This is a genomic window from Aliinostoc maniaoense, assembly GCF_058172895.1.
Map to the genome: position 1 here is coordinate 5,944,928 of NZ_CP187952.1, position 24,039 is coordinate 5,968,966.

Sequence of the window (24,039 nt, forward strand, 5' to 3'; positions counted from 1 at the left end):
CCCGCAAGCGATGCCTTCTCTTTCAGAGACGCTAACGCGAACAGTGGGCTACGCCTACGCAAAGAGGATTATCATATGAACGGCATGGTGCGCGTGCGTTATTTATGTTTTTTGACCCCTTGCGGGCATAGCGACGCGTCAGCAGCCCTGAACACTGTCTATCGCCTACAAGGTTTTGAATTTGAGTGAGATGTTCACTATTAAAACATTCGCCGACGTTGACGTTTCTTATCAATTTGTGGTCTTCTTAAGGGTAATACTTCCGCTTCGCTACTTTCTCTGGCTACGCGAATTAACAAAGCTGCACCTATCAAGCTAGCAATCATGGAATTACCACCATAGCTAAACATCGGCAAGGGTAAACCTGTAGTGGGTAATGCACCTGTGGCTACAGCAATATGGAGTAAAGATTGGCCTACCATGATAATGGTGATACCAATTGCTACTAATCGGTATATGGTATTTTTAGCTTTGAGTGCCACAATTAACCCAAGGGTGGCAAATGTAGCTAAGAGCAGCAACAGGATAATACTGCCCACAAAGCCAAATTCTTCAGCAAAGACAGCAAAGATAAAATCTGTGTCTTGAATTGGTAAATAAAATAGCTTTTGTTGAGACATCCCAAAGCCTGCACCCCAGGTTTTGCCAGAACCTACGGCTAGGAGACTTTGTACTAATTGATAACCGTCTCCTGTGGCATCTGCCCAAGGATTGAGGAATGACATCACCCGCCGACGTTGATATTCTTTTATACTGATACTGAGTAATCCTAATGAGAACCCGCCGATGGCTGTACCCGCTAAATATTTGTAAGGTATACCACCTGCTAGGGCTATCATCCAGATAGTCATCCCACAAAGTGCTGCTGTACTTAAGTTAGGCTGGGCGAGAATGCCTAAAATTACTAAGCCAAAAATACTTAACCACGTTAAACGCACTCGCCAAGTTAGTCTTTCCCATTGTCCGAATAATCGCGCACTTTGAAGGACTAAAAAGGGTTTAATTAATTCTGAGGGTTGTATGGGTATCGGCCCTAAAGCTATCCAACGGGCGGCATCAAAGGCTTTTTTACCTACGCCGGGAATGAGTGTGACAAAAATTAATGCTAAAAATAGTCCTAATAACCAATGGGATATGCCGAGAATTTTCTGTAAGGGTTGATTGACAATGATGTTGAATCCTATCAGGGAAGCAAGAACCCAAAGAACTTGTCGCTTAAAGTAAAATAAGCCATCGCCTTGACGAACATCAGCCACTACATAGGAGGCTGAAAATAGGATAATCAAGCCGACAAATAGCCAAGTAAATGTTAACCACCGCAACAACCGCGCTTCTAATGCCCAAGCGGAGACGGAATCATCAAAAATTGGAATCAGGGTGCGTAGATTCACGATACAGGTATATGTAATGAGGATGTTTAAATAGTATTGTTATGTTCTCTAACCTAACCCCCAACCCCTTCCCTACAAGGTAAGGGGAGCAAGAGTCAAAGTAGAGACGTTTTGCAGGGGAGAGGTACTCTAGCGTAGGGGTTTTGGTATATTTGATGACTTGCCATAAGAATTTCAGGAGTTGTGGAAAGTTAGGAATTACACTCATAACTTATAACTCAAAATTGGTGATGTGATGCAAAGCAGCGATCGCCCCATTGGTGTAAGTTGGTGTTAAGTGAGTCTTGGTGACTGTATCTAGAATTTTTTTAACAGTGAAAAGTGCATCTGGGATGTTCTGCACCTGGTTAATTTTGTTAGCTCTTTTGGTTTGGCGATCGTACAGTCTTGGTAATGCTAATGCTACTAAAGGTACACCCACAGCTACACATTCGTAAACTGTGTTGTACCCCCCAGCACCCACAACTACATCGGCGGCGGCTAAACATTCTATCCCTGGATGATGGGATACCCATAATGTTTTGAGTGCATCTTCTGGGGAATGGGGGGATAAAATTCTCACAGCACATTGTGGAAAAGCTTGATTTAGTGCCTGGGTAAGTTGGGTAAATAAGGGTAACTCGGCAGCTTGCCCAGAGGCACACACTAGGATAATTTTACGGGTATCATTGACTTGGAGAATCTGCGATCGCACAATTTCCTGATGCTGTAATTCCTGTGCGTTGCGAATTAACCACGGCGGGGTATGTATGACACCGGGTAAATCTGCTAAAGGTAAATCTTGCCCTTCCCCCGGTACAATCACAGCATCGAAGTTATTGGTGACAAATGTGCGTAAGTCTTTAACTTCCACATAGCGGGGGGTAATATCCCGATGAATCAAAATTCTGGGTATGTGGTGTAATTTGGGTAAGACATCTACCAATTCACCACCTAAACCTCTGGGAAAGGTATCAACAATTAAGCAATCGTATTCAGTGTTAAATACAATATTTCTGACTTGCTCACAAGTTTCCGTAAAATCTGCATTGGGATTAATTAAATGTAATAAACACCCTTCATTACTGATATGTTGTGCATAAGGACTATTAGTAATAATCGTTACTGTTCTTTGGTGATTTGCAAGTCTACCTAAAGATAAAGCACGAGTGATATGTCCCCAACCACCGCCTAAAGCATAAATTAACCAGGTTTTATTCAAGCTGCTATTCTCTTTGGTTTTGGAATAATAATGTATTTTAAACTACTATTTTAGTAATATTGATTACTTGTGTTGATACATTTTTATTGTCAAAAAAAAGTCCTTGATTTGGGGAAATTTCGTAAACCAATTAAAGCTTTATATTCTCTTCGTACAATGCTGTTTATTCTTGATTAATTTGATATAGACATCAAAAAATTAACTGCTAAATTTTATTGATGTTGATTGTAGTTATTTACTATGAAGTTTTTTAATTTTCTGTCTTGCCTGAACATTTCTTGATTCATAGAAATCTTTGATTTTTGATATACGCGTATGGGGTGTTAGCAGCGAGAATACTGCACCTCGCATCAAAGTTTTCGGTGCGTTACCACACATCTTGCACCTCGGTTAAAAACCGGGTTTCTTGCAAATCCCTCAGCTTAAAACCTTAATCTTTCGTTCAGAAACCCGGTTTTTTAGGTCTTGATTTAATTCTGGTTAATTTTCGTCATCATCCAATGTTGTATAGGATGGTGTTTTTTTTCAACGTTTATCAACACAATAATAATATTCGGTAAAACAAAATGCAGTTAGTAGATGTAAAAAAATCATATCAGCTATCATCTATGCAGCAAGGAATGCTGTTTAACAGTTTAGTTGCTCAAAATTCGGGAGTGGATATTGAACAACTCGTCTGTTTAGTCAAGGAAAAAATCAACATTGTAGCATTCCAAAAAGCATGGCAGAGAGTCGTAGCAAGACACGCAATTTTAAGAACTAGCTTTGATTGGGAAAATGGAGGAGAACCTCTGCAATGTGTTCATCAATCGGTAAAAATTACCCTAGAACAGCAAGATTGGTGTGGTTTATCGGAGCGAGAACAATCGACGAAATTGCAAGCTTATTTAGAAAGCGATCGCCATTTGGGTTTCACGCTCAATGTCGCGCCATTGATGCGGTTAGCATTATTTCGCTTGCAAGAATCTGCATACCAATTTATTTGGACTTTTCATCATGCTTTGTTAGATGGTCGCTCTATGTCGATCATTATCAAGGAAGTATTTACATTGTATGATGCTTTGTGTGCAGGTAAAGACTTACAACTGCCGCGAACTCGTCCTTATCAAGATTACATCACATGGCTACAACAACAAGATTGGTGTAAATCTGAAGGTTTTTGGCGGGATTTGCTCAAAGGTTTTACTGCACCGACACCTTTATTAGTAGACTCAAACCCTACTACTCAAGGCGGTTTTGGTGAGCAAACCATGCAACTTTCTACAAAAACTACAGCAAGGTTGCAATCTTTAGCAGCAGAACATCAACTGACGCTCAATACTTTAGTTCAAGGTGCTTGGGCTTTATTGCTGAGTCGTTATAGTGGTGAATCTGATATTGTATTTGGCGCGACAAGAGCCTGTCGTTATTCCTCTGTGCCTGGGGCGCACTCTATGGTGGGATTGTTGATTAATACCTTACCAGTGAGAGTGCAGGTGTCAGGGGAAAAACCGCTTTTGACTTGGCTGCGAGAATTGCGATCGCAATGGGTAGCTTTGCGAGATTATGAACATACCCCCTTAGTTAATATTCAAAGATGGAGCGATGTTCCCGGCGGCACGTCTTTATTCCATAGCATTGTGGTATTTGAAAACTATGAATTAAATTCAGCTTTACGCTCTCAAGGTGGTAGATGGCAAAATCTAGAAGTCAAGCCAGAAGAACAAACTAATTTTCCCCTAACTTTAGTTGGCTATGGCGAGCGAGAATTGTTATTGAAGCTGAAATATGATCGAAATCTGTTTAATGATGCCAAAATTGGGCGAATGCTCGGACATCTTGAGACTTTATTGTCGAGCATAGCTAATAATCCTTGGCAGTGTTTAGGAAAGTTGCCACTATTGACGAGGGATGAAAAACATCAAATGTTGATGGAGTGGAATCATACACAAGCAGATTTTGCCCAACAACTTTGCATACATCAACTATTTGAGGCGCAAGTCGAAAAAACACCAGACGCTATTGCTGTAGTTTGTGGAGAAGAACAACTCACCTACAAACAGTTAAACTGTAGAGCGAATCAGTTAGCGCATCACTTGCAACAACTGGGAGTTAAACCAGGGGTATTAGTTGCGGTATATTTGGAGCGATCGCTAGAAATGATTCCGGCTGTTCTAGGGATTTTAAAGGCTGGAGGTGCATATGTGCCACTAGAACCGAGTTTCCCCCAGGCGCGTATTCAATTACTGCTGTCTTCTCTGCAAATTAAGTCTATAGTCACTCAAACAACTCTGTTACCTCAGCTTCACGAACTAGAACTGAGCGCGCTGCAACATTTAATCTGTTTAGATAAATCTTTAGTTTCCCCTGCCCCCTGCCCCCCTGCCTCTTATCAAGTTCCCCCTGCCCCCTGCCCCCTGCCTCCTGCCTCTTATCAAGTTCCCCCTGCCGCTTTCAACGTTCAAGTATGGAATCGCTCCTATCTAGATTTACTACCTACAGGCAATTTACCAACATCTACCAATTCTGATGATACTGCCTATGTGATTTTTACCTCTGGTTCTACAGGTACACCTAAAGGAGTTGTAGTTCGTCATCAACCAGTCATCAACTTAATTGAATGGGTGAATAAAACATTTCGTGTTAATGCTAACGATAGGGTTTTATTTATCACATCCTTATGTTTTGACTTGTCAGTTTATGATATCTTCGGACTGTTAGCCGCAGGTGGTTCGATTCGGGTTGTTTCTAGCGATGATGTTCGAGATCCAGAGGCTTTATTACACATTCTCTGTGATGAGCCGATTACATTTTGGGATTCTGCGCCGCCTGCACTGCAACAACTGGCTGGCTTTTTCCCCAAGGTGCAAGAGTGTAATTCTCAGCCGCAATTGCGACTAGTATTTATGAGTGGTGATTGGATACCAGTCACTCTACCAGATTTACTCAAAACTACCTTCCCAGGAGTGGAGGTAATTAGTTTAGGGGGAGCAACGGAAGCAACTGTTTGGTCGAATTATTATCCTATCAAGAAAGTTGAGCCGCATTGGAAAAGTATTCCCTATGGTAAACCCATTCAAAATGCTCAATATTACATTCTCGATGCTTACCTGAATCCTTGCCCGATTGGTGTGACTGGGGAATTGTATATTGGTGGAGAATGTTTAGCCTCTGGCTATTTAAATCAACCCGAACTGACTGCCCAAAAGTTTATTCCTCATCCTTTTAGTCATCATCCACAAGCACGGCTGTATAAAACAGGAGATTTAGCCCGCTATTTTAGTGATGGCAATATTGAATTTCTCGGACGAATTGATCATCAAGTCAAGATTCGCGGTTTCCGTATTGAGTTGGGAGAAATTGAGACTGTACTTACACAACATGAATGCGTACAGGAAACTGTAGTTATTCCCAGAGAGGATGAGCCAGGAAATAAACGTTTGGTGGCGTATGTAGTATTAAATGGTGATTCTGTCACTACAATGAATGAATTGCGGCGATTTCTACAGGAGAAATTGCCAGAATATATGATTCCATCTGCCTTTGTAGCGATCGCTAAAATTCCACTTACTCCTAATGGTAAGGTAGATCGTCGCGCTCTCCCCATCCCCGACCAAAGACCAGAATTAGAAAAGGCTTTTGTTGCCCCAAGGAATGCAGTAGAAATTCAGCTAGCACAAATTTGGTCTGAGGTTTTAAGTATTCAGTCCATCGGCATCAAAGATAATTTCTTTGATTTAGGGGGAAATTCACTACTGGCAGTTCGATTATTTACCCAAATTGAACAAAAATTTGCTCAAAAACTGCCCCTAGCTACCTTGTTACAATCACCAACGATAGAACAATTAGCTACGATTCTTCAGGAATCAAATACATCGGCTGCTTGGTCTTCTTTGGTAACTATTCAGCCTGGTAATAGTGGGAAACGTCCTTTATTTTTAATCCATGCGTTGGGAGGCAATGTAATTGGCTACCAAACTCTAGTACGTCACTTAGATGCCGAACAGCCTGTATATGGACTGCAAGCACAAGGATTAGATGGGAAACAAACCCCACACAACAAAGTGGAAGACATGGCATCTCACTACATCCAACAAATTCGCACTGTGCAACCGCATGGCCCCTATTTATTGGGTGGTTTCTCCAGTGGTGGAATAGTTGCTTATGAAATGGCGCGTCAGTTAGATGCTCAAGGCGATCGCGTGGACTTATTAGCCATGTTTGATACTTACAACCCCAGTCTTTATATCAGTAATCCCTCGTTATTACGGACATTCTATGTCTACTTGCTGACATTATTACGACTACCATCTGAAGATAGATGGAACTATGTGCTAGCGAAAGTAGATTGGTTGCAATCAATGTTAACTGGCAAACCTAGCAGCAAGTTTGACTTATGGAATGAGCATTCTTTTACTGACGATGCCAATCCTTATAACATGGCATTAATTGAAGCTCTCAAGCAAGCAACAATGGTAGATTATCTACCCAAGTCATACAATGGCAAGGTAACTTTATTTACAACTAAAGAAATTTTACGATGGTGTCAATTTAAACCCTGTAGAGGTTGGAGTGAAATAGCTCAACAAGGGGTAGAAATTCACCAAGTTCCTGGCACACATCTAGGTATGCTAGGAGAACCAGGTGTTCAGATACTAGCTGCAAAATTGAGCGTTTGCTTAAAAGCAGCCCAAGCTTGAAAGTAATTCGCAATGCACTTCTCTCCCTTCGCGGAGTGTGCGGAGACAGACGCTAATGCAATTAGGCGTTTAACCAGTTAGTCGATACATTCACAATGTCAGTCGATACATTCGCAATGTTAGTCGATACATTCACAATGTTAGTCGATACATTCACAATGTTAGTCGATACATTCACAATGTCAGTCGATACATTCACAATGTTAGTCGATACATCCCACATTCCGCAGGTAAACGAGCAGATCAATGGTATTTTTGATGAATGACAACATCAAACTCTGAGAAATTGCTGCGGTTTCTCATAGCGATCGCCTAAGCAATACTTAAATTTACTTTAACAATCACATCATTAAAATCTTGATCACCACCGTTTGGTAAGTCCTCAAAACCAAAGGTGTTATCTGCCAACAAACGAATGTGATCAAAGCCATCAGTGTTTGCACCCAAATAAGGAAAGTAAACAGCAGGATCATTACTGGTATTGCTATCTAGCAGAGCATCTGGTCTGCCATCAATGATAATAAAAGGTACAAAGATAGCACCGCCTGATAATGTGCTGGTATAAGTTGCAGTTCCTTGGTTATTGGCTGTTAAATCAATTCCCGCAACACGGTTTTGGATAGCGGCTTGAATATATCCCGCTTGTCCTGGGAGAATATCGGCAATCCCATCACTGTTAGTATCAATACCGCCGTTGGTGTTAGCTACTCTGTAGAAACCCACAAAGTTATCAAAGGCTGCTTCTCGGTTGACTGTAAAATCGGCTGTGACAGTACCAGTGATATCGCGTAAATCAATGACTTCGCCTTGAGATTGTCCTTGGAGACTTGTTCCTAGAGGTAAAGATTCATCAAAAGCTTGAATATTTACCACTAAATCTTGGAAGTTACTACTACTAGTATTTTGCCAAGCGAGGGTAAAGCCTTCTGCACCCAAGTTAGTAATTTGTTGGCTGGTGCTACTAGAAAAGATAATGTTGTTGGTGGAGATGCTTCCGGTGTTGAGCGCATCGGTGGAAGCGTTGCTGATGAAATAAAATCTCAGGTTGCTGCTGCTGCTAAATTCTAGCAACCGCGATAAGCTGGCGGGATTATAGCCATTGGGATTCTTGGCGATCGCAGAAAAAATCACTCTTGCTCTCGCCAAGGCTTTGACTGTATACTCAGCAGAGCCAGGCGCAACACCGTCAATTGTTCCTACCGCATCATCAACAGTGAACACTCCCAACTCATTGACTTGCGAAGACTTACGCCCAGAAAGAGTAACTTTTAGTTGAGATTGTTTATTTCCAGTAATTTGAAAAACATCATTACTAACTAAGCTCAGTTGCACAGTTGATGTCTGAGCATTGTCGTCATCATCTACATTATCAGGTATAGATTGAACACCTGCACTCAAAGCCAAAATTTGCGTAAATTGAGCCTGATTAAAGTTGTTGTCGCTTACCAAAACAATTGACTGTCTACCATCTGCCAATTTCGGCCCGAAAGTCAATCCTTCAATATTATCTAAACCAGTGGGGTGAAAACCATCACTATTAGGTAGATTCAATTGTGTTAAATCAAGTACCAAACGCTTTTCAACAGGTTGAATTGCTGCTAATTCTTGAGTAGTCAAACTATTGAGAGAGTCAATGGCACTGATATCTGTAGCATTCTGCACGCTGATTTCGTAGATTTTGATTGTAACTCCTACATTTGGATCAACGGTGCGTTCTAAAGCTAATAGAGTACCTTGGTTATCAATGGCTAATAAATCTACTAAACCAGTATTGTTTGTTTCCGTGAAGTATAAGTATTCTTTCTCTGGCTGACCGCTTTCTAAATTGTATTGTATGATGCGAGAACGAATAATATCAGTATTGTTAGCCGATCCATCTTGAAATAAAGCGTTTTCTGTGGCGGTAAATAAAGTTTTTTGATCTGGTGTAATGGTGAGACTTTCAAAAGCTAAGTTATTCCGAATACCTGAAGTTTGCTCACCAGAATTTAAAATACCATTATTGTTCAGGTCGTTAAAAACTGGGAGAAATTTAGCAGGAACAGGTAGAGATTTGATTTCTTGCCCTGTAGATAAAGAAAATTCTCGAATAAAAGGATCAAGAACGCGACTAGAACTAACTTCCCCTTCTGAGGAGATGAAAACCGTGCCATTATTTGTTAAAGCAATACCTTCTAAATCAATGGTATTAATTGCAAAAAAGTTATTGTTAGTATCTGTGAGGGGAGTAACATTGGTAAAATTTACTCCTGCTGTATTAATGGTAGCGGGGTCAGTGGTAAAAGTGTAAAATCTTGCAGGGGCTAATTGGGAGCGATCGTCGGAAATTGCGTAATAAAGATTATTCAGTGCGTCATAAGTCAAGCCAGACAAACCGCCCAACGGGACTTGCTGGTTATTTACTGTTCCTGCTGTACCAGAGGGAACAACACTAGTGTTGAATATAGTTTGTCCTTGAAGTGTTACATCAAGAATAGTGTTAGTTGTGTTCATATTCCCAGTATGATTACTTAGAAGTAAATGGAAAATAGTTGAATATCACACAACTGTAATGTATAAATTTCTATCGTCAAGTTTTATCCCACACTCCCCACACTCCCCACACCTTTTTTCTCTCACCCCCTGTTCAGCGTTTCCTGCAATGTCTCTACTTTAAATCTTGCTCCCCTTCCCTTGTAGGGAAGGGGTTGGGGGTTAGGTTTGAGAGAAAGTTGCACACGGCGTTAACTTGCTCCGAAATGAGTTTCAAAATCCCTGTCTTGTTCCCTTTCTAAACTGATAGCATCCGCTTCAGTAAAGTCTACATTACCGGTTTCCGGGTCATAGGAATAGCGATCGCGTTGATAATAATAGTTACTACTCCAAACACTAGAGCGATAATTGCCATAGTCAGGGTAATAGGCGTAGTCTTCTTCATAGGACTGGTGACAGTAGGGACAATCAATATTATCAGTACGTCCGCAGCGTCGTTTGAATAAAAAGCCAACCATGCGATCGCACTCGCCGCCACTTATGGCGGTAAAATTGACGATAATTTCACAATTGCCAATTTGAATGCGATCGCCATCATTCAGGCTACCTGTTGTTAGTTGTAACCCATTAATTTTTATCCCATAATTCGTATTCTGGTCGATAATAATTAACTCTTGATTTTGCCAAGTAATTAAAGCATGATAAGCTGCAATTAGGTCATCTTGAATGGTGACTCTAGATACTCTTTCCTCATCAATCTCTTGTGGCATGGCTGCAAATTCCTTGCCAATAGCCACTGGTATCTGTAATAATGGCTGTCTGCGATCGCCTGTATTGGGATCTATCCAAGTTAATTTAATTTGCAAGGCTTATTCACCTCCTGTTAAATTCACAGCATAAGCTAAAGCAGCTTGTTGTTCCCGCGTTAGTACATCTAATCCAAAGCAAGCAAATGCTATAGGAGATATATTTGATTTAGTAGAAAAAACTGTACTTCCAGAGGTATTTCTTAAGGAGATTTTACCTTCTTTAATTCTTACTTGATAAAGTAAATTTTTATCGGGTGTAATAATTTCTAATCCCGTTTTATTAGTTTTAATTTGATAAATTCGTTTCTGGTTGCTATCCTCTAATTGATAATTACTGTCACTGTTGCGTTTGAGAATATATAAAGCTTTCTTGTCAGGGTTCTCTACTGTCCATAATCCTGGAGATTTCAATACATAACCCAAAACTTTTTCTTGAGGGTTTTTAATTTTAATTTTTCCAGCTTCATCTGTTTTGATTCTAGCTATTTCTTGTTCTTTCCCATCAACTAATTTGCCTCCATCTGGCAGTGGCTTGAGGGAAAATAAATCTGTACCTCCGGCGGTTTTAAACTTGATTTTATCTATACGATAACTAATTTTAAGTATATTTGTGTCTGTCGATTGATTATTTGTGCTAATTGGGCTAGGTGTTGCTTGATTACCTTGGTTACTACTACAGCTAAAAATAGAAGTTAGCAAAAAGCCAACAATTAAAATATTGACAAATATTTTGGGCATATGTTTGATTATTTAGAGAGAGTTTTTGCTAAATTTAGTACTTGATAAATACTCAAAAACATTGATATAACTGTTTGGTAAATTACATCTTGTTTTTCAGTAAAGTGTGGCACAATTCTCACCAGAACATAGATAAATTTATCTGTAACTTTTAATCGTTTTAAATTTGATGATTCAGGAAGCTGTACGGCATTAATCACTTCATTTTTTAAAACTTTTACTGCCCCATAGCGACGCTGAGGATAGGTTAAATTCAAATTTATCTCTAACCCAACAGGCTTAGTTTTTGATTTATACTTACTTTTCCCACTACTACCACGTTTCCAACCATATTGTTTTTTCAATATCTCAGTAGTAGTTAATGAAAATCTACTATTATCTAGAAACTTTCCTCGGATTGTCAACCATTCGTTTTCGTAAAAATCTATTTTCCAACCAGATTTATATGGGTGTGGTATCGTATTTTTTTTATTTTCGTTTTTTTCAGTGTTATTAAAATTTAATTTTAGCGAAACTGAAGCAGTGACATCAACATCTCTAGCCAGCATCGCTAATATTTTTTTTGTTACATCATAGCGATAATTATTAACATTCAATCTGGCAAACTTAAACATCATGGATAAATAATAAATCCATGTCACAATTAAACCAATGCAAGCCAAAAATAACAAAATTATCAATATGCTTAAAAATTCTATTTCTTTACTAATCACAAGTAAAACTATGATTAATATACTTAAAGCTAATGCTCCCAAAAAATAATACAGTGCTTTTTTACCATATTTTTTTTGTTTTAACTCTGCTAGTTGATCAAGTGCAGCTAAATCATCCAAATCAGTTGTAATAACTTTAATTGGTGCTGTTTGTTGATAAATTAGTTCTTTGCGAAACTTTTGTAATTCAATAGGCATATAATCTAAATTCCATTACTTGAATATAATCATCAATATCTAAATTTATGAAAAATACTGAGTTTTGTAAAAAAATATTTAGATCAAACTAATATAAATTGCCGTCAGTATACCAAACGAAAAAAACACTGTCAACGAGATTAAACATTTATGAATAAAACAAAAATTGCTTATATTTCCTTTGACACTGTACCCGCACCAAAGGGCGCTGCTATCCATATTCAGGCATTTTCTATGGCTTTAGCAGCAGCTTTTGGTGATATACATTTATTAACAGTTTCTCCGACAATAGAATTGATAGAGTCTGTCGAAACTCAGCCACAACTGAGGCACACAATGTTGCCAGCTTTGGGTGAGAATCTGATTGAGCGAGTTTTGTACTTTCGTCAGCACTTGCAATTATGGTTGCAGCACAGGCAATTTGATATTATTCATATTCGGTCAATTTATGAAGGTTTAGCCATTGCAATTCACAAAAATCAATATTGTGACAAGTTAGTCTTTGAGGTGAATGGTTTACCTTCTATAGAATTAAAATACCGCTATCCGGCTGTTGTTGAAGATCGAGAACTTTTACATAAGTTGTATTCTCAAGAGCAAATTTGCTTTGCAGCCGCAGATTTAATCGTTACCCCTAGCACAGTCACCGCTAAATATTTACAACAACAGAGACATATCCCAGCAGATAAAATCCGCGTCATTCCTAATGGTGTAGATTTAGATGTGTTTACTTATCGTTTAGATAAGAGCAATGATTTACCTGTGCAGATGTTATATTTCGGTACGCTTTCACCCTGGCAAGGTGTGAATTTAGCAATTGAAGCTTTAGGGCTGATAAATCGAGATATTCCTGCTCATTTAACTGTGATTGGACAAGCTAGAGAATACCAAATACAAGCTTTACAAAAACTAGCATTAAAGTTAGATGTAGAAGATAAATTAACTATCTTAGAACCAATTTCACAAAAAGATTTGGTAAAAAAAATTCATCACTCAGATGTGATTTTATCTCCTCTGACAGCCAACGATCGCAATTTAGTCCAAGGTTGTTGTCCTCTGAAGATTTTAGAAGGCATGGCAACGGGAACACCAGTAATTGCCAGTGATTTGCCTGTAGTTCGGGAATTAGGAACAGATGGGGTTGATTTTTTACTCGTCAAGCCAGGTTCAGCTAAAGCAATTAAAGATGGGGTGTTAAGGTTACATCGTGACAGACAATTAGGTAAACAACTCGCAGTTAACGCCCGTCAGCGAATTGAAAATTACTATACTTGGCAACAGGCTGGAGATGCTTTAGTGAAAGCCTATCAAGAATTAGGCATTAACAGATCAATCACTCTTTGAAGTTGCTGTTTTTCCTGAGTGATAGAATGGGTAGTTAAAATGCGATCGCGTGCTGTTTGCTTAACTGTATTTTTTTCCTCTAACGACATCGCCAAACATTCCAGCACCGCCTCACCCAACTTGTGTAACTGAGAACGAGATAATAAAAACCCGTTTTCACCATGCGAGATAATTTCTGGCATCCCACCCGCATCACTAGCAATACAACAACAACCGCAAGCCATCGCCTCTAACAGTGCATTCGGCATTCCTTCCCAAAGTGAAGGCTGAAGATAAACATCACATAACCGTAAATAGGCAGCTACTTTTTCCGGCTCAGATAAATGCCCTGTTACAATTACTCTTTGAGCATCTTCTGGGTAATGACTCCCATACAATTGCAGTATAGATTCCTGAGTCGCCCGAACTTCACCAATAATTAATAGACAAGCCGCACGATATTTGCGAACTGTAGTTAAAGCACTCAATAAAAACTGTTGCCCTTTCTTTTCCCGTAATTCCCCACAAAATCCCAATACTACTTCATCAGGGGCAATTCCTAAACTCTGCCGCAGATTATCCTCCATTAATCTTTCATTCCCAGGCGCAAATATTTCTGGATCAACAGTATTTTTTAATACTAATACATCATCACGCCCACTCAATAACTGAATCTTTTTAGCCATATCAGCACTGACAGCAGTAATTACATCGGCATTTTGCAATGTCCACTGCAAACGCGCAAAATCTCCCGGCGGAAACATTTCTCTGTCAATATCATTACCACGCGCACTTACAGTACTAACTATTTTTTGCAGTTTGGCAAACCAAGTAGCGATAAAACCACTCGGAAAAAGATAATGTCCCCATACAGCATCACAATTACGAGTTTGATGCAGCCATTCTAGAAAATTTAATGTATGAGGCATAGTCATATCCCAATGGCGATATAAACCTATGCGATAGATACGAGGTTGTATTTCTAAAGATGCCGGTGGTAAAACTTCCCCCGGTTGTAAATAGCGACTCCAGGTAACAACATCAACTTCTATACCCAGTTGAGATAATGTTGTCGCCAGTCGTGTAGCACTACTAGCCAAACCACCCAAATCTGGTGTAAATCTTTCTGTAATTATTAATAGTCTATTCATCTAAATATTAAGTAGGGTATGTTACGGCTATGCAAGGATTTAAGAACTTAAGAGGGTCAAAATTAAGTAGAACGGTGTAAATAATTAAAGGTTTGTAGTAAGGACTTTAGTCCTTACTACGAACTAAATTCAATTTTTTTACATTACATTACTTTACATAGTTTGGTTTTTTCAAGTCGTTCTACTTAGCCGTAACGCACCATTTTTTTGAACAAATGATATCCTCCCCACCTTATAATAGTGGTGCGTTAGGTATTGCTTAAACGCACCCTACACATTTAAGGTTTACTTTATAAATTTATCAGCAAAAAAAATAAAGAGGTCAAATTAGACCTCTGAGAAAACTTCTTATAATAAATTTTAAAACTATAGCAATTACAGCAAACCTGCATTAGAGCCTTGCTTACCAGTTGCGAGTTCCACCTTAACGATTTTGCCACCCATTTTTTGAATCCGTTGTTGTTCGGAGAACCAGTTTTCGTAAGGAACAAGCTTAGTAAAGTAGGTATTTTGTAGTTCTCGTTGGGTACGAATCCGGGTTTGGCTGGGAACGCAAGCTGTAATTTTAAATAAGCGAGCCATGTTTTGATTCTCCTGTGGTGAATATGAAAAATTTTTTATTTCAAAAATGGGGATGATGAATCTTACTCAGATGTCTAACTTAATCTTTCCAAGGCTGGAAATCAAACATCAATACCAGACAGCTAACACTCATAACTGATATTTTAGTTAGATAAGCATTTAGATGTTCTAGCACTCATGGCTGATTTCCAGTCCTTAATATAAGCGCACCTAATTAACTAAGTGCAGTCTAACTCTTAGCTCAAGCCAGAGGAGATGTAGTCGAAGTAAACACCCATTTCTTTACCAGCGTCAGGGCCAACTAAGCTAGCAGTTACTTCTTTGATAGCTTGGATAGCTTGAACGGTAGCACCAACGGGTACACCCAAGGAGTTGTAGGTTTCTTTCAAACCGTTAAGTACGCGCTCATCCAGAATGGAAGGATCGCCAGCTAGCATAGCGTAGGTAGCGTAGCGGAGGTAGTAATCCAAGTCACGGATACAAGCAGCGTAGCGGCGGGTGGTGTACATATTACCACCGGGACGGGTGATATCAGAGTACAACAAAGATTTAGCTACAGCTTCTTTAACAATTGCAGCTGCGTTTGCGCTGATGGTGGTAGCAGCACGTACACGCAGTTCGCCAGTAGCGAAGTAGCCTTTGAGTTTTTCTAAAGCTGCGGTGTCAAGGTATTTACCTTGAACGTCAGAGGAGTTAATTACAGAGGTAATTGCGTCTTGCATGTTGTTATTTCCTTATTTCCAACCTTATTGCAATAGATTTCAGTTTCGTGCTTTGGAAACGGTTTCCAACTACTGCATTGCACCAACAACGTAGTCAAAGTAAGCACCAGCTTCAGCAGCGTCTTCAGCAGACAACAAGCCAGCAGCTACGCTCTTCATAGCAGCAACACCACCAGCAACTGCGTCGATGGGTGTACCTAGGGATTTGTACATTTCACGTACACCAACGATACCGATTTCTTCGATGGGGGTAACGTCACCAGCAACGATTCCATAGGTAACGAGGCGGAGGTAGTAGTCTAGGTCACGCAGACAGGTAGCGGTCATTTCTTGACCGTAAGCGTTACCACCGGGGGAAACAACATCAGGACGCTTTTGGAAAAGTTGGTCGCCAGCTTGCTTAACGATACGCTCGCGGTTGTCGGTTAAAACTTGAGCAATGCGGAGGCGTTGCTGACCACCAGAAACAAAGCTCTTGATCCGATCTAGTTCGCCGGGGCTGAGGTAGCGGGCTTCTGCATCAGCATTCACGATGGACTTCGTGACGATACTCATTAATGGATTCCTCCAGTACGAAATAAAACCAGAATTTAATTAAACTGGTGCGACTTTGAAATTGTTTGGGCTGAGATTTTAGTCTCGTCCTACAGACACGAGCAGTTAAATGAGTGACTGCTACTGTCATTAGATTACGAGGTTGCTTGAGTTAACACAACTACACAAGCTTTAAAACTCAACTACCTTACGCAAAATATTCTCCGGCATTCTGTTGAGCATTTATTGCTACTCTTAACAGTTTGTAACATTCGTTTTCAGAATTTGCCATGCACAAGGCAATCAGGGATTGTTTACTGGGTCTTAGGTATTGGGAAAAATCTTCCCAGTTCCTAGTCCCCAGTTCCCAGTCCCTGATAGATTAGCTGTTTAACTTTGTTAGCGAGAGTAAGGAACTACATCGTCACCAAAGTAGCCGCTATATTCTGCGCTATTCACGATTGCTTCCACAGCAGCGCGCAGACCGCTATTAGCCAATAGGTTGTGATATTGGCTGATTTCCTCTTGGCTAGCTGGTACACGTCCCAACAGGTGGCGGAACAGGAGTTCAACTACCTTAGCAGAGGGGTAAGGTGTACAGAAGCGTTGACAGTATTGGTCAGAACTAGCTAGTTCCAGCACAAACTGACGTACAGAAATTTCGCCGTTGCTTAGTTGAGTTTCCAGGTGGGCAAGACGTAAATCTTCAGGAATGTCGCTGCTATAGACATCCATTACCTGAGAGTAAATAGCGTTGATGATTACCTGTGTTTCGGCTAGGGTTGTAGCTGCACTCAGACGGTGAATGCGAACAGGTTGGCGAACCACTGCTACAGGTTGAGCGTTGCCATTGTTAGAAGAACGACTCAATTCTACAAAAGCGGGTTTGCTCTCGGCTGCTAAATCTGCGATCGCCTTTGCTAAGATTGGTGTCTTATCAGAGTCAATGCGTGGCTTGACAGTCTTAAAGCTAGGTACTACCAAATCATCGTTTTGTTTGGTGAGCTGATTGTAAAGTCTTTGAGTATTGGGGAAGTTAGCAGCAGGTAAGGTGGGGAAGCGACGATAAGGTACAGTATCTTCACCAAATACCTCACGATACTCCTGACTATTCATCAATGCGGCAATAAAAGCACGAATCCCTTGGGTAGCCAATATCTGGTTATACTTACGGATTTCTGCTTGGTCAAGCGGCGCACGTCCCAGGAAATGCTTAGTTCCTAACTCAATTACCTTGGTGTTGGGATAGGGTGTATAGAATTCTTTCAAGTAGAGGTTAGAGTAACCCAAACCTTCAATAAATTCTTTAACGGTGATTTCGCCGTTACTCAACTTGCTTTCTAAAGCTGTAAATTCGTTTTTAACAATGTAAGGTGCAATATCACGCTCAAAAATCTGGCGATAAGCTGCACTAATCAAAGTTTTGACTGCGACTTTATCAGCAGTATTTGCTACTAGTTTGAAAACTTTGGTTTGTTCCCGTTGCTTGGTAACACCTTGATTGATGCGAACTCCTACCTCTGGTTCTGGGCGTTTTTCCCCAACCGCACCTAATTCTACAAAGCGTGGTGTTACTGGTTTTTCAACTTTTGTACCTACATCTTCACGAATGCTACCAACACGCAGTTGTCGTTGTGCTACACCAGCCGGAGTTAGATAGCGTTCGTAAGGAACTGTATCTTCTCCAAAGGCTTCACTGTACTCTACGCTGTCAAGAATCGCATCAACTACTGCGTAAAAACCTTTTTTGGAGGCGATATCAAAGTATTTGTTCATTTCTTGACGACCGTAGGTCGGACGACCTAACAAGCGTCTGTGAATGTACTCAATTGCTTTACAAACATAAAGCGATGTCCAGTACATTTTGCGGAATACATCTGATTTCGCTAAAGCACGCACAAATTCCCGTATGGAAATTTCGCCGTTTTCTAGCTTAATTTCTTGCACCTTCAACCGTTGACCTTCATAAAGGTCACGACCGAAAACTTGCAGGTAAGTAGCTCTAATTACCGCCTGGGTAGAGCTTTCCGAGAACTTAATACTTGCTCCCTTAGCCGCCTTTTTACCAATTGTGCCTGGCAATTGATCTAACTTGAACACCTTAGCACCAAGAGTTCCAGGCGCAACACCTCTAGCACCAGGGTTGCTCAGTTGGTTATTAATACCAGGGCCTTGGTGAATTAAGATGCGTCTTGTATCTTTACCAAAAGGTGCAGGACTGCTGCTGGGGTTGCGAGTTTCTTTCGGGAAAATCGCGCCAAACTGAATTTCTAAGGGGTCATTACCAGAACCGTAAGGATGCTGGTCGGGTAATGGCTGTTCGTAAGCCGCAAATGTCGTAATAAATTGAGGTACTTTACGGAAAGGCGCGCTGTAGTTAAACAGGTCTTGCTGTGGCCCCCAGTTGCGACATTCTTGAGCTTCTTGACCTAGACCACGTAGGTAAGGTACTGTTTCTTCCCCAAAGTAGTCGCTGTATTCTTGAGAATCTACCAAAGCATCTACTAAAGCTGGCAGACCACCATTGGAAATAATCGAGAAGTATTTTTGTACTTCTTCACGGCTACTTGGCCCCCGTCCCAAAATGTGACGGAAAGCTAGTTCAATAACACGGCTGTTAATAAAAGGTTGGTAAAACTGTTTTTGGTAAAGGGGAGATTTTGCCAAACGACGCACAAATTCCTTCATGGAAATGCTGCCGTTTTTGACTTTGGATTCTAAGTCAGAGACAGACAAGCTGTAAGCACGGGTAATATCGCGCTCAAAAATTTGTCTGTAAGCGGCTTTGACTACGTCATTTTTTTCGCTAGCCGATAACCCAGGCTTCATCACAAACTTGGGTCTTCTTTCGGCGGCGTTGAAATAAATTTGGGGTAATTGTAAACCCTGTTGGTCGCCAGAGGGACGTTGACGCAATTTAGTAGAAGGTGTTGCTGCTTTGAACTCTGTCAACAACACATCCATATACTGAGTAACAATCTCAGTAGCTTCAGGATCTTTGCGGAAGTAAGACAGGGATGCTGATCTAATTTCTTGCAAAGCTACTAGGGTTGCTTCCCCAGAACAAGCGTTTTCAATAATTTCCCGCAAACCACGGGTATTGACAGCAATGATGTTGGGGTCGCCTGCCACGATCGCATAAGTAGCATAGCGCAAGAACCAGGATAAATCCCGTAAGCTCTTGGCCATGTTGCTAGGGCCATAGCGCGCAACGTTAATTGGTCTAAATCCCGGTGGGGTAGGGCCACTAGGAGATGTGTTGAAGATAGAACGCAAATTTTCTAAGAATCCACCACGGGTTTCCACGTAGGTGATAGTTCCTAGTTTCATGCCTTCGCTAACATCTGCACCTCCACTAACAGCAGCAGTAGCCATTGCCAGTTCTTGTTCTCTAGGCTTTTCTAAAAAAGCCATTGGCGAACCACCGACAAAAATCCGGTTAGCAGCACGAGAGACGATAATCTCAGAATTGTCTGTGAGAGTCTGGGCAATTTCTAAACGTTTTGCACCAGATGCAAAATAGCTTGCTAGTTCTTTTAGTTCCCCAGTTCCCAAAAAGCGGTCTTGTTGCTCTGCTTGGGAAATGGTAGCTACAGCCAAGGTTTGATATAGTTGCGGGCGCGCAACTGAGCTTCCACCACTCGCCTTAACACTCATTGGATTTGTAAAACTCCCATCATAATAATTTATGTGTTAAGTCTGGGTTGTTTTGAGGCTTGACACATCGGTCTTTTCATGCGTTGTGATTATTGCCTACAAATTTGCCAGTAAAATTAACCCAGTCAGCTTTTAGATTAGAACGTTTTGCGTTTACACTGTTAATTTATTAAGAAGTATGTAGATTTTTTTGGCTAGATCCTTGTATTGCAAGAAGTACATACTCTTAACACGTTGAGACAAAATCTAATTTTTGTTACTTTTTTTAACAAATCTGCCAAAAAAGTTCTAATTTGCTTTCGTTGTCTAATTTTTATCTTTCAGGCGGGAACACCCTACACGTAACAAGGTGGAGTGTAGGGATGAGAGCCAGGGCAGGGGCTTGATAAAAAAACGAAGTAAGATACTCTTACCCAACGGCTTTTAAGGGGGAGAAGATCAGCCGTGGACGGCGAACTGCTTCAAGCGGAGTTAAAAACCCTAGAGTCCACACTGGATGGAACGCGATTACTTGTAATCTTCACGACAACATCCTAAATCAAACTCAGACTGGTCGTAAATCATAAGAGCGATCGCTACAGTTCCAAAAACAATAGGGTAAGGCATTAAATCCTAAAAAATATTCCTGTACTTTCGGCTAACGCACCCTGAAAATACTTTTAGAAATAAAGTCCTTACTACGCAATAATGTCAGCACCTACCCTCCTCAAATTGAATCTCCTTTAATGGAAGCTGCGGAAATGTTCAATGCTGATGGTAACGCTTGGGATATTCTAGAGGCATTAACAGGAACAATTGAAGCATCAATATGGTAAACGAGTTTTTAGAATAATAAAACAATACCTAAACATCTTCTTAGACTTGCTTTTCTAGTATGTTCAAGTGCAAGTGTTTATTAAACTAAAAACCAAATTATAAAGTTATTGTTCTGGAGGCTTAAACCCAATCCTATACACAGTTATCTGGGGATTGTTATCACGAAAAGATGGAGGAAGTTTGTCTAGAATTGAGTGAACCATTTCTGAAGCTGTGTTGCAAGCCCATAAAGCAGCTTTAGCGGTGCTAACTTTTAATGTTATTGATTCCACTGATGTATCTTTTAGAAGTATGCCTTTGCTACGAAAACGTTGAGTTAGTTCTCTTACAAAATACTTAATTTCACCATCCTCTCCTTCTTCAATGCGATCTTCTGGCTTGAGATGAACCAAACAATCCCTTAGCTTAAATAAGTCTGCAAAGTTTTGATAAATTTTATCTCCTTTATTAAATTTACTATTTAAAGCTTCACTAGCCCTCATAAACTTCTCTTGTGTGTTTTTCTTGATAGAAGAGATAGACTCATCAATGGCATTAATTAAAGTATCCAAAAAAGGTTCATCTGAGCCAGCTTGCTTTTCACATTGAGCAAGGGCTGGAATTTCATTAATAAAAGCCTCTAGTGCTAGTGCTGAAAAAACAATAGAAACTAGAGCTTCATTTTGCCGATGGATTTCGCAACCTGCCTTTGCTTTTGAGTATCCATCCTTAGCAATTTGATAAAAGTGATAGGAATCTATAATAAATCCTTGTTTTTTATCCATTTAAGCTAATTGATGATTTGTGATTATTTAGTATAAATTACGTAAATTATACCTTATAAGATGATATTACATTTACTTAACTTGTCAGTTTGAGACATTAATATATACCAAAAACTAACTAATCTGCAATTTATTTAAATTATTATCTTGCTCCTTTTGATGATTAATAATGCTTGCTTCTAATAAGCAATAAATAAAATGAGGTGTTTCTGTATTGATTGAATGTAAAAGATTATCATAAACTTGACAAGCTAATTCATCATTTAAAATTCGATTATGTATAATTCTTACCCATTCAGGAGCATTAATCATTAATTGAGGAACAACATTAATAAACGCTGAAATTTGTTTTTCAACATCAAAAGATTCCAAAAAATGAACCAAGCCAAACATTACTTCTGAATGTTGACAATTATCATCTAAAATCAAATGATATTGAGATAAAAGTTGCTCATCCCCATTTTCTTCTAGTTCATTTAAAGCATTTTCAAACCTACTAATTTCTTCTTCCGTTTGCATCAGACGATTATCCTTTAATATTGCTAGTAACTCAGATTGATTCATAACCTTGTATTTCCTTTATCAAAAATACCTTTCCATTTTAATTTATTCAATCTAATTAACGTTAGTAAACTTTCACGGATATATTTATTGTACAAATTCTGACAAATGTAAATAGAACGTACATCCCGAATTTCTATTGCTAATACTTCTCTAGGAGATAAACCTAAATTAGGTAATTTGCCATAAGAAATGGTTTGTCGATGACGACCTCCTTTTCCTGGTGATAAATGTTCCATCATTATGGACAAACCTTGGTCTGTTGTATAACCTGGAACTTTGGCTTTCATGAAAGCATTAGAGGGTATATGATGCGGGGTTAGGTTGTCACCCCTGCGTCCAAATTTAAGTAAGTCTCCATAAGTACCTACTCTTCCTTCGCCCACAATTAGCTGAGAGTGATTGTTAGTAATATCTTTAATCCCTTTGTAGCTTTAAATATTCTACTTTCTGAGAATATCAACCTTTGCCCTAATTACCCCTATCCGCTAAACTCAGAAATACTGCGTTATTACTGATCATGTCCGATTCCCAAGCTGTTAGTAGTGCTGTCGCCAAACTCTACGATACTTACCCATTTCCGCCAGAACCCATCCTTGATGAACCACCCCCTGGTTACAACTGGCGTTGGAATTGGTTAGCCGCTTACAGTTTTTGTACGGGACGCAAACCAACAAAGCAAGACATTCGCATTTTGGATGCTGGCTGTGGTTCAGGTGTAGGGACAGAATATTTAGTACATCTCAACCCCCAGGCGCAGGTTGTGGGAATTGATTTAAGTTCTGGAACTTTAGAGGTAGCAAAAAAACGCTGTCAAAGTTCTGGTGCTAACAGAGTGGAATTTCATCACCTGAGTTTATACGATGTGGAGCAATTACCAGGTGAGTTTGATTTAATTAACTGTGTGGGGGTGTTACATCACCTACCTGACCCCATCCGTGGTATACAAGCTTTAGCGAAAAAATTAGCTCCCGGTGGTTTGCTGCACATTTTTGTGTATGGGGAGTTGGGACGCTGGGAAATTCAGTTAATGCAAAAAGCGATCGCACTCCTGCAAAATGATAAAAGAGGCGATTATCGTGATGGTGTGCAAGTCGGAAGGCAAATCTTTGCTTCTCTCCCAGAAAATAATCGCATTCTCAAACGGGAAAAGGAACGTTGGTCTTTAGAAAACCATCGGGATGAATGCTTTGCTGATATGTATGTTCATCCCCAGGAAATTGACTACAACATTGACACCCTGTTTGAATTAATTGATGCGGCAGAATTAGAATTTATTGGTTTCTCCAACCCTCAGTTTTGGAATTTAGACAGACTCTTGGGTAAAGCACCAGAGTTAATGGAACGGGCAAAAGAATTGAGCGATCGCCAACGTTATCGTTTAATAGAATTACTCGACCCAGAAGTCACTCACTACGAATTTTTCCTCGGTCGTCCACCCATCACCACTACCGACTGGTCAAAAGATCACCTGCTATTATCAGCGATTCCCGAATTAAATCCCTGTATGGATCAGTTTCCTGGTCAGTACGTATTTAATCAAGATTACCAAATTGTGAATTTATCGGAAATTGACTTGCAATTTTTACAAAAATGTGATGGTAAATTGACAGTGGCAGAGATTTTGGCAACTGTAGAAATTGGTTTAGATGCAGTTAGAAGATTGATGCGGGAACATTTACTGATTTTGGCGGTTAACAGTTAATCACCTGCCAATATTCCCAGAAT

General features: G+C 40.0%; 15 protein-coding genes and 2 pseudogenes. 3 read left to right on the top strand and 14 right to left on the bottom strand.

The window, feature by feature from the left end; translation table 11 throughout:
- Positions 1–200: 200 nt before the first annotated feature.
- Both ACPZ3T_RS25975 and ACPZ3T_RS25980 read right to left on the bottom strand, forming a co-directional pair.
- Positions 201–1,391 (bottom strand): FtsW/RodA/SpoVE family cell cycle protein, encoded by a 1,191-nt coding sequence (locus ACPZ3T_RS25975; protein WP_490272312.1) that lies wholly within the window; start codon positions 1,389–1,391, stop codon positions 201–203.
- A gap of 211 nt (positions 1,392–1,602) precedes the next feature.
- Positions 1,603–2,592, bottom strand: coding sequence for a UDP-N-acetylglucosamine--LPS N-acetylglucosamine transferase (locus tag ACPZ3T_RS25980; protein ID WP_490272313.1), 990 nt, complete (start codon positions 2,590–2,592; stop codon positions 1,603–1,605).
- A gap of 566 nt (positions 2,593–3,158) precedes the next feature.
- Between ACPZ3T_RS25980 and ACPZ3T_RS25985 the strand changes: the two genes are divergently transcribed.
- Positions 3,159–7,271 carry a non-ribosomal peptide synthetase gene (locus ACPZ3T_RS25985; protein WP_490272314.1) on the top strand — a complete coding sequence of 1,371 codons (4,113 nt, stop codon included), beginning with the start codon at positions 3,159–3,161 and terminating at the stop codon, positions 7,269–7,271.
- Positions 7,272–7,583: 312 nt separating this feature from the next.
- On the opposite strand, the pseudogene ACPZ3T_RS25990 reads toward ACPZ3T_RS25985, so the two are convergent.
- The 4 genes and pseudogenes from ACPZ3T_RS25990 to ACPZ3T_RS26005 form a co-directional block, all read right to left on the bottom strand.
- A pseudogene (locus tag ACPZ3T_RS25990) lies at positions 7,584–9,764 on the bottom strand (esterase-like activity of phytase family protein); the annotation flags it as partial.
- Positions 9,765–9,994: 230 nt separating this feature from the next.
- Complete coding sequence (locus ACPZ3T_RS25995; RefSeq protein ID WP_490272315.1) at positions 9,995–10,609, bottom strand: FHA domain-containing protein; 615 nt, start codon at positions 10,607–10,609, stop codon at positions 9,995–9,997.
- 3 nt (positions 10,610–10,612) lie between these two features.
- The gene (locus tag ACPZ3T_RS26000) at positions 10,613–11,290 is read right to left on the bottom strand and encodes a hypothetical protein (RefSeq protein WP_490272316.1); all 678 of its coding nucleotides are present in this window, start codon (positions 11,288–11,290) and stop codon (positions 10,613–10,615) included.
- A gap of 8 nt (positions 11,291–11,298) precedes the next feature.
- On the bottom strand, positions 11,299–12,201 hold the full coding sequence (locus ACPZ3T_RS26005; RefSeq protein ID WP_490272317.1) for a hypothetical protein: 903 nt from the start codon (positions 12,199–12,201) through the stop codon (positions 11,299–11,301).
- 150 nt (positions 12,202–12,351) lie between these two features.
- On the opposite strand from ACPZ3T_RS26005, the gene ACPZ3T_RS26010 reads away from it, so the two are divergent.
- Positions 12,352–13,545 carry a glycosyltransferase family 4 protein gene (locus ACPZ3T_RS26010; protein WP_490272318.1) on the top strand — a complete coding sequence of 398 codons (1,194 nt, stop codon included), beginning with the start codon at positions 12,352–12,354 and terminating at the stop codon, positions 13,543–13,545.
- Here ACPZ3T_RS26010 and ACPZ3T_RS26015 read toward each other — a convergent pair.
- The 8 genes and pseudogenes from ACPZ3T_RS26015 to ACPZ3T_RS26050 form a co-directional block, all read right to left on the bottom strand.
- Positions 13,509–14,675, bottom strand: a complete 1,167-nt coding sequence (locus ACPZ3T_RS26015; protein ID WP_490272319.1) for a glycosyltransferase — start codon at positions 14,673–14,675, stop codon at positions 13,509–13,511. The two genes, ACPZ3T_RS26010 and ACPZ3T_RS26015, sit on opposite strands and share 37 nt — an antisense overlap.
- Positions 14,676–15,050: 375 nt before the next feature.
- On the bottom strand, positions 15,051–15,257 hold the full coding sequence (locus tag ACPZ3T_RS26020) for a phycobilisome linker polypeptide (RefSeq protein ID WP_190702125.1): 207 nt from the start codon (positions 15,255–15,257) through the stop codon (positions 15,051–15,053).
- A gap of 236 nt (positions 15,258–15,493) precedes the next feature.
- Positions 15,494–15,979, bottom strand: a complete 486-nt coding sequence (apcB, locus tag ACPZ3T_RS26025) for an allophycocyanin subunit beta (RefSeq protein ID WP_490272320.1) — start codon at positions 15,977–15,979, stop codon at positions 15,494–15,496.
- 69 nt (positions 15,980–16,048) lie between these two features.
- Positions 16,049–16,534: an allophycocyanin subunit alpha gene (gene apcA, locus ACPZ3T_RS26030; RefSeq protein WP_490272321.1), complete on the bottom strand. Its 486-nt coding sequence runs from the start codon at positions 16,532–16,534 to the stop codon at positions 16,049–16,051.
- A gap of 381 nt (positions 16,535–16,915) precedes the next feature.
- Positions 16,916–20,170, bottom strand: a pseudogene (locus tag ACPZ3T_RS26035) (phycobilisome rod-core linker polypeptide); the annotation flags it as partial.
- A 920-nt stretch (positions 20,171–21,090) separates the two neighbouring features.
- Positions 21,091–21,750, bottom strand: a complete 660-nt coding sequence (locus tag ACPZ3T_RS26040) for a hypothetical protein (protein WP_490272322.1) — start codon at positions 21,748–21,750, stop codon at positions 21,091–21,093.
- Between the two features lie 114 nt (positions 21,751–21,864).
- The gene (locus ACPZ3T_RS26045; protein WP_490272323.1) at positions 21,865–22,314 is read right to left on the bottom strand and encodes an Imm30 family immunity protein; all 450 of its coding nucleotides are present in this window, start codon (positions 22,312–22,314) and stop codon (positions 21,865–21,867) included.
- Complete coding sequence (locus ACPZ3T_RS26050; protein WP_490272324.1) at positions 22,311–22,697, bottom strand: hypothetical protein; 387 nt, start codon at positions 22,695–22,697, stop codon at positions 22,311–22,313. Before ACPZ3T_RS26050 ends, ACPZ3T_RS26045 begins: the two co-directional genes overlap by 4 nt.
- Positions 22,698–22,831: 134 nt before the next feature.
- Here ACPZ3T_RS26050 and ACPZ3T_RS26055 point away from each other — a divergent pair, with 134 nt between their 5' ends.
- Positions 22,832–24,016 carry a class I SAM-dependent methyltransferase gene (locus ACPZ3T_RS26055; protein ID WP_490272325.1) on the top strand — a complete coding sequence of 395 codons (1,185 nt, stop codon included), beginning with the start codon at positions 22,832–22,834 and terminating at the stop codon, positions 24,014–24,016.
- Positions 24,017–24,039 lie beyond the last annotated feature (23 nt).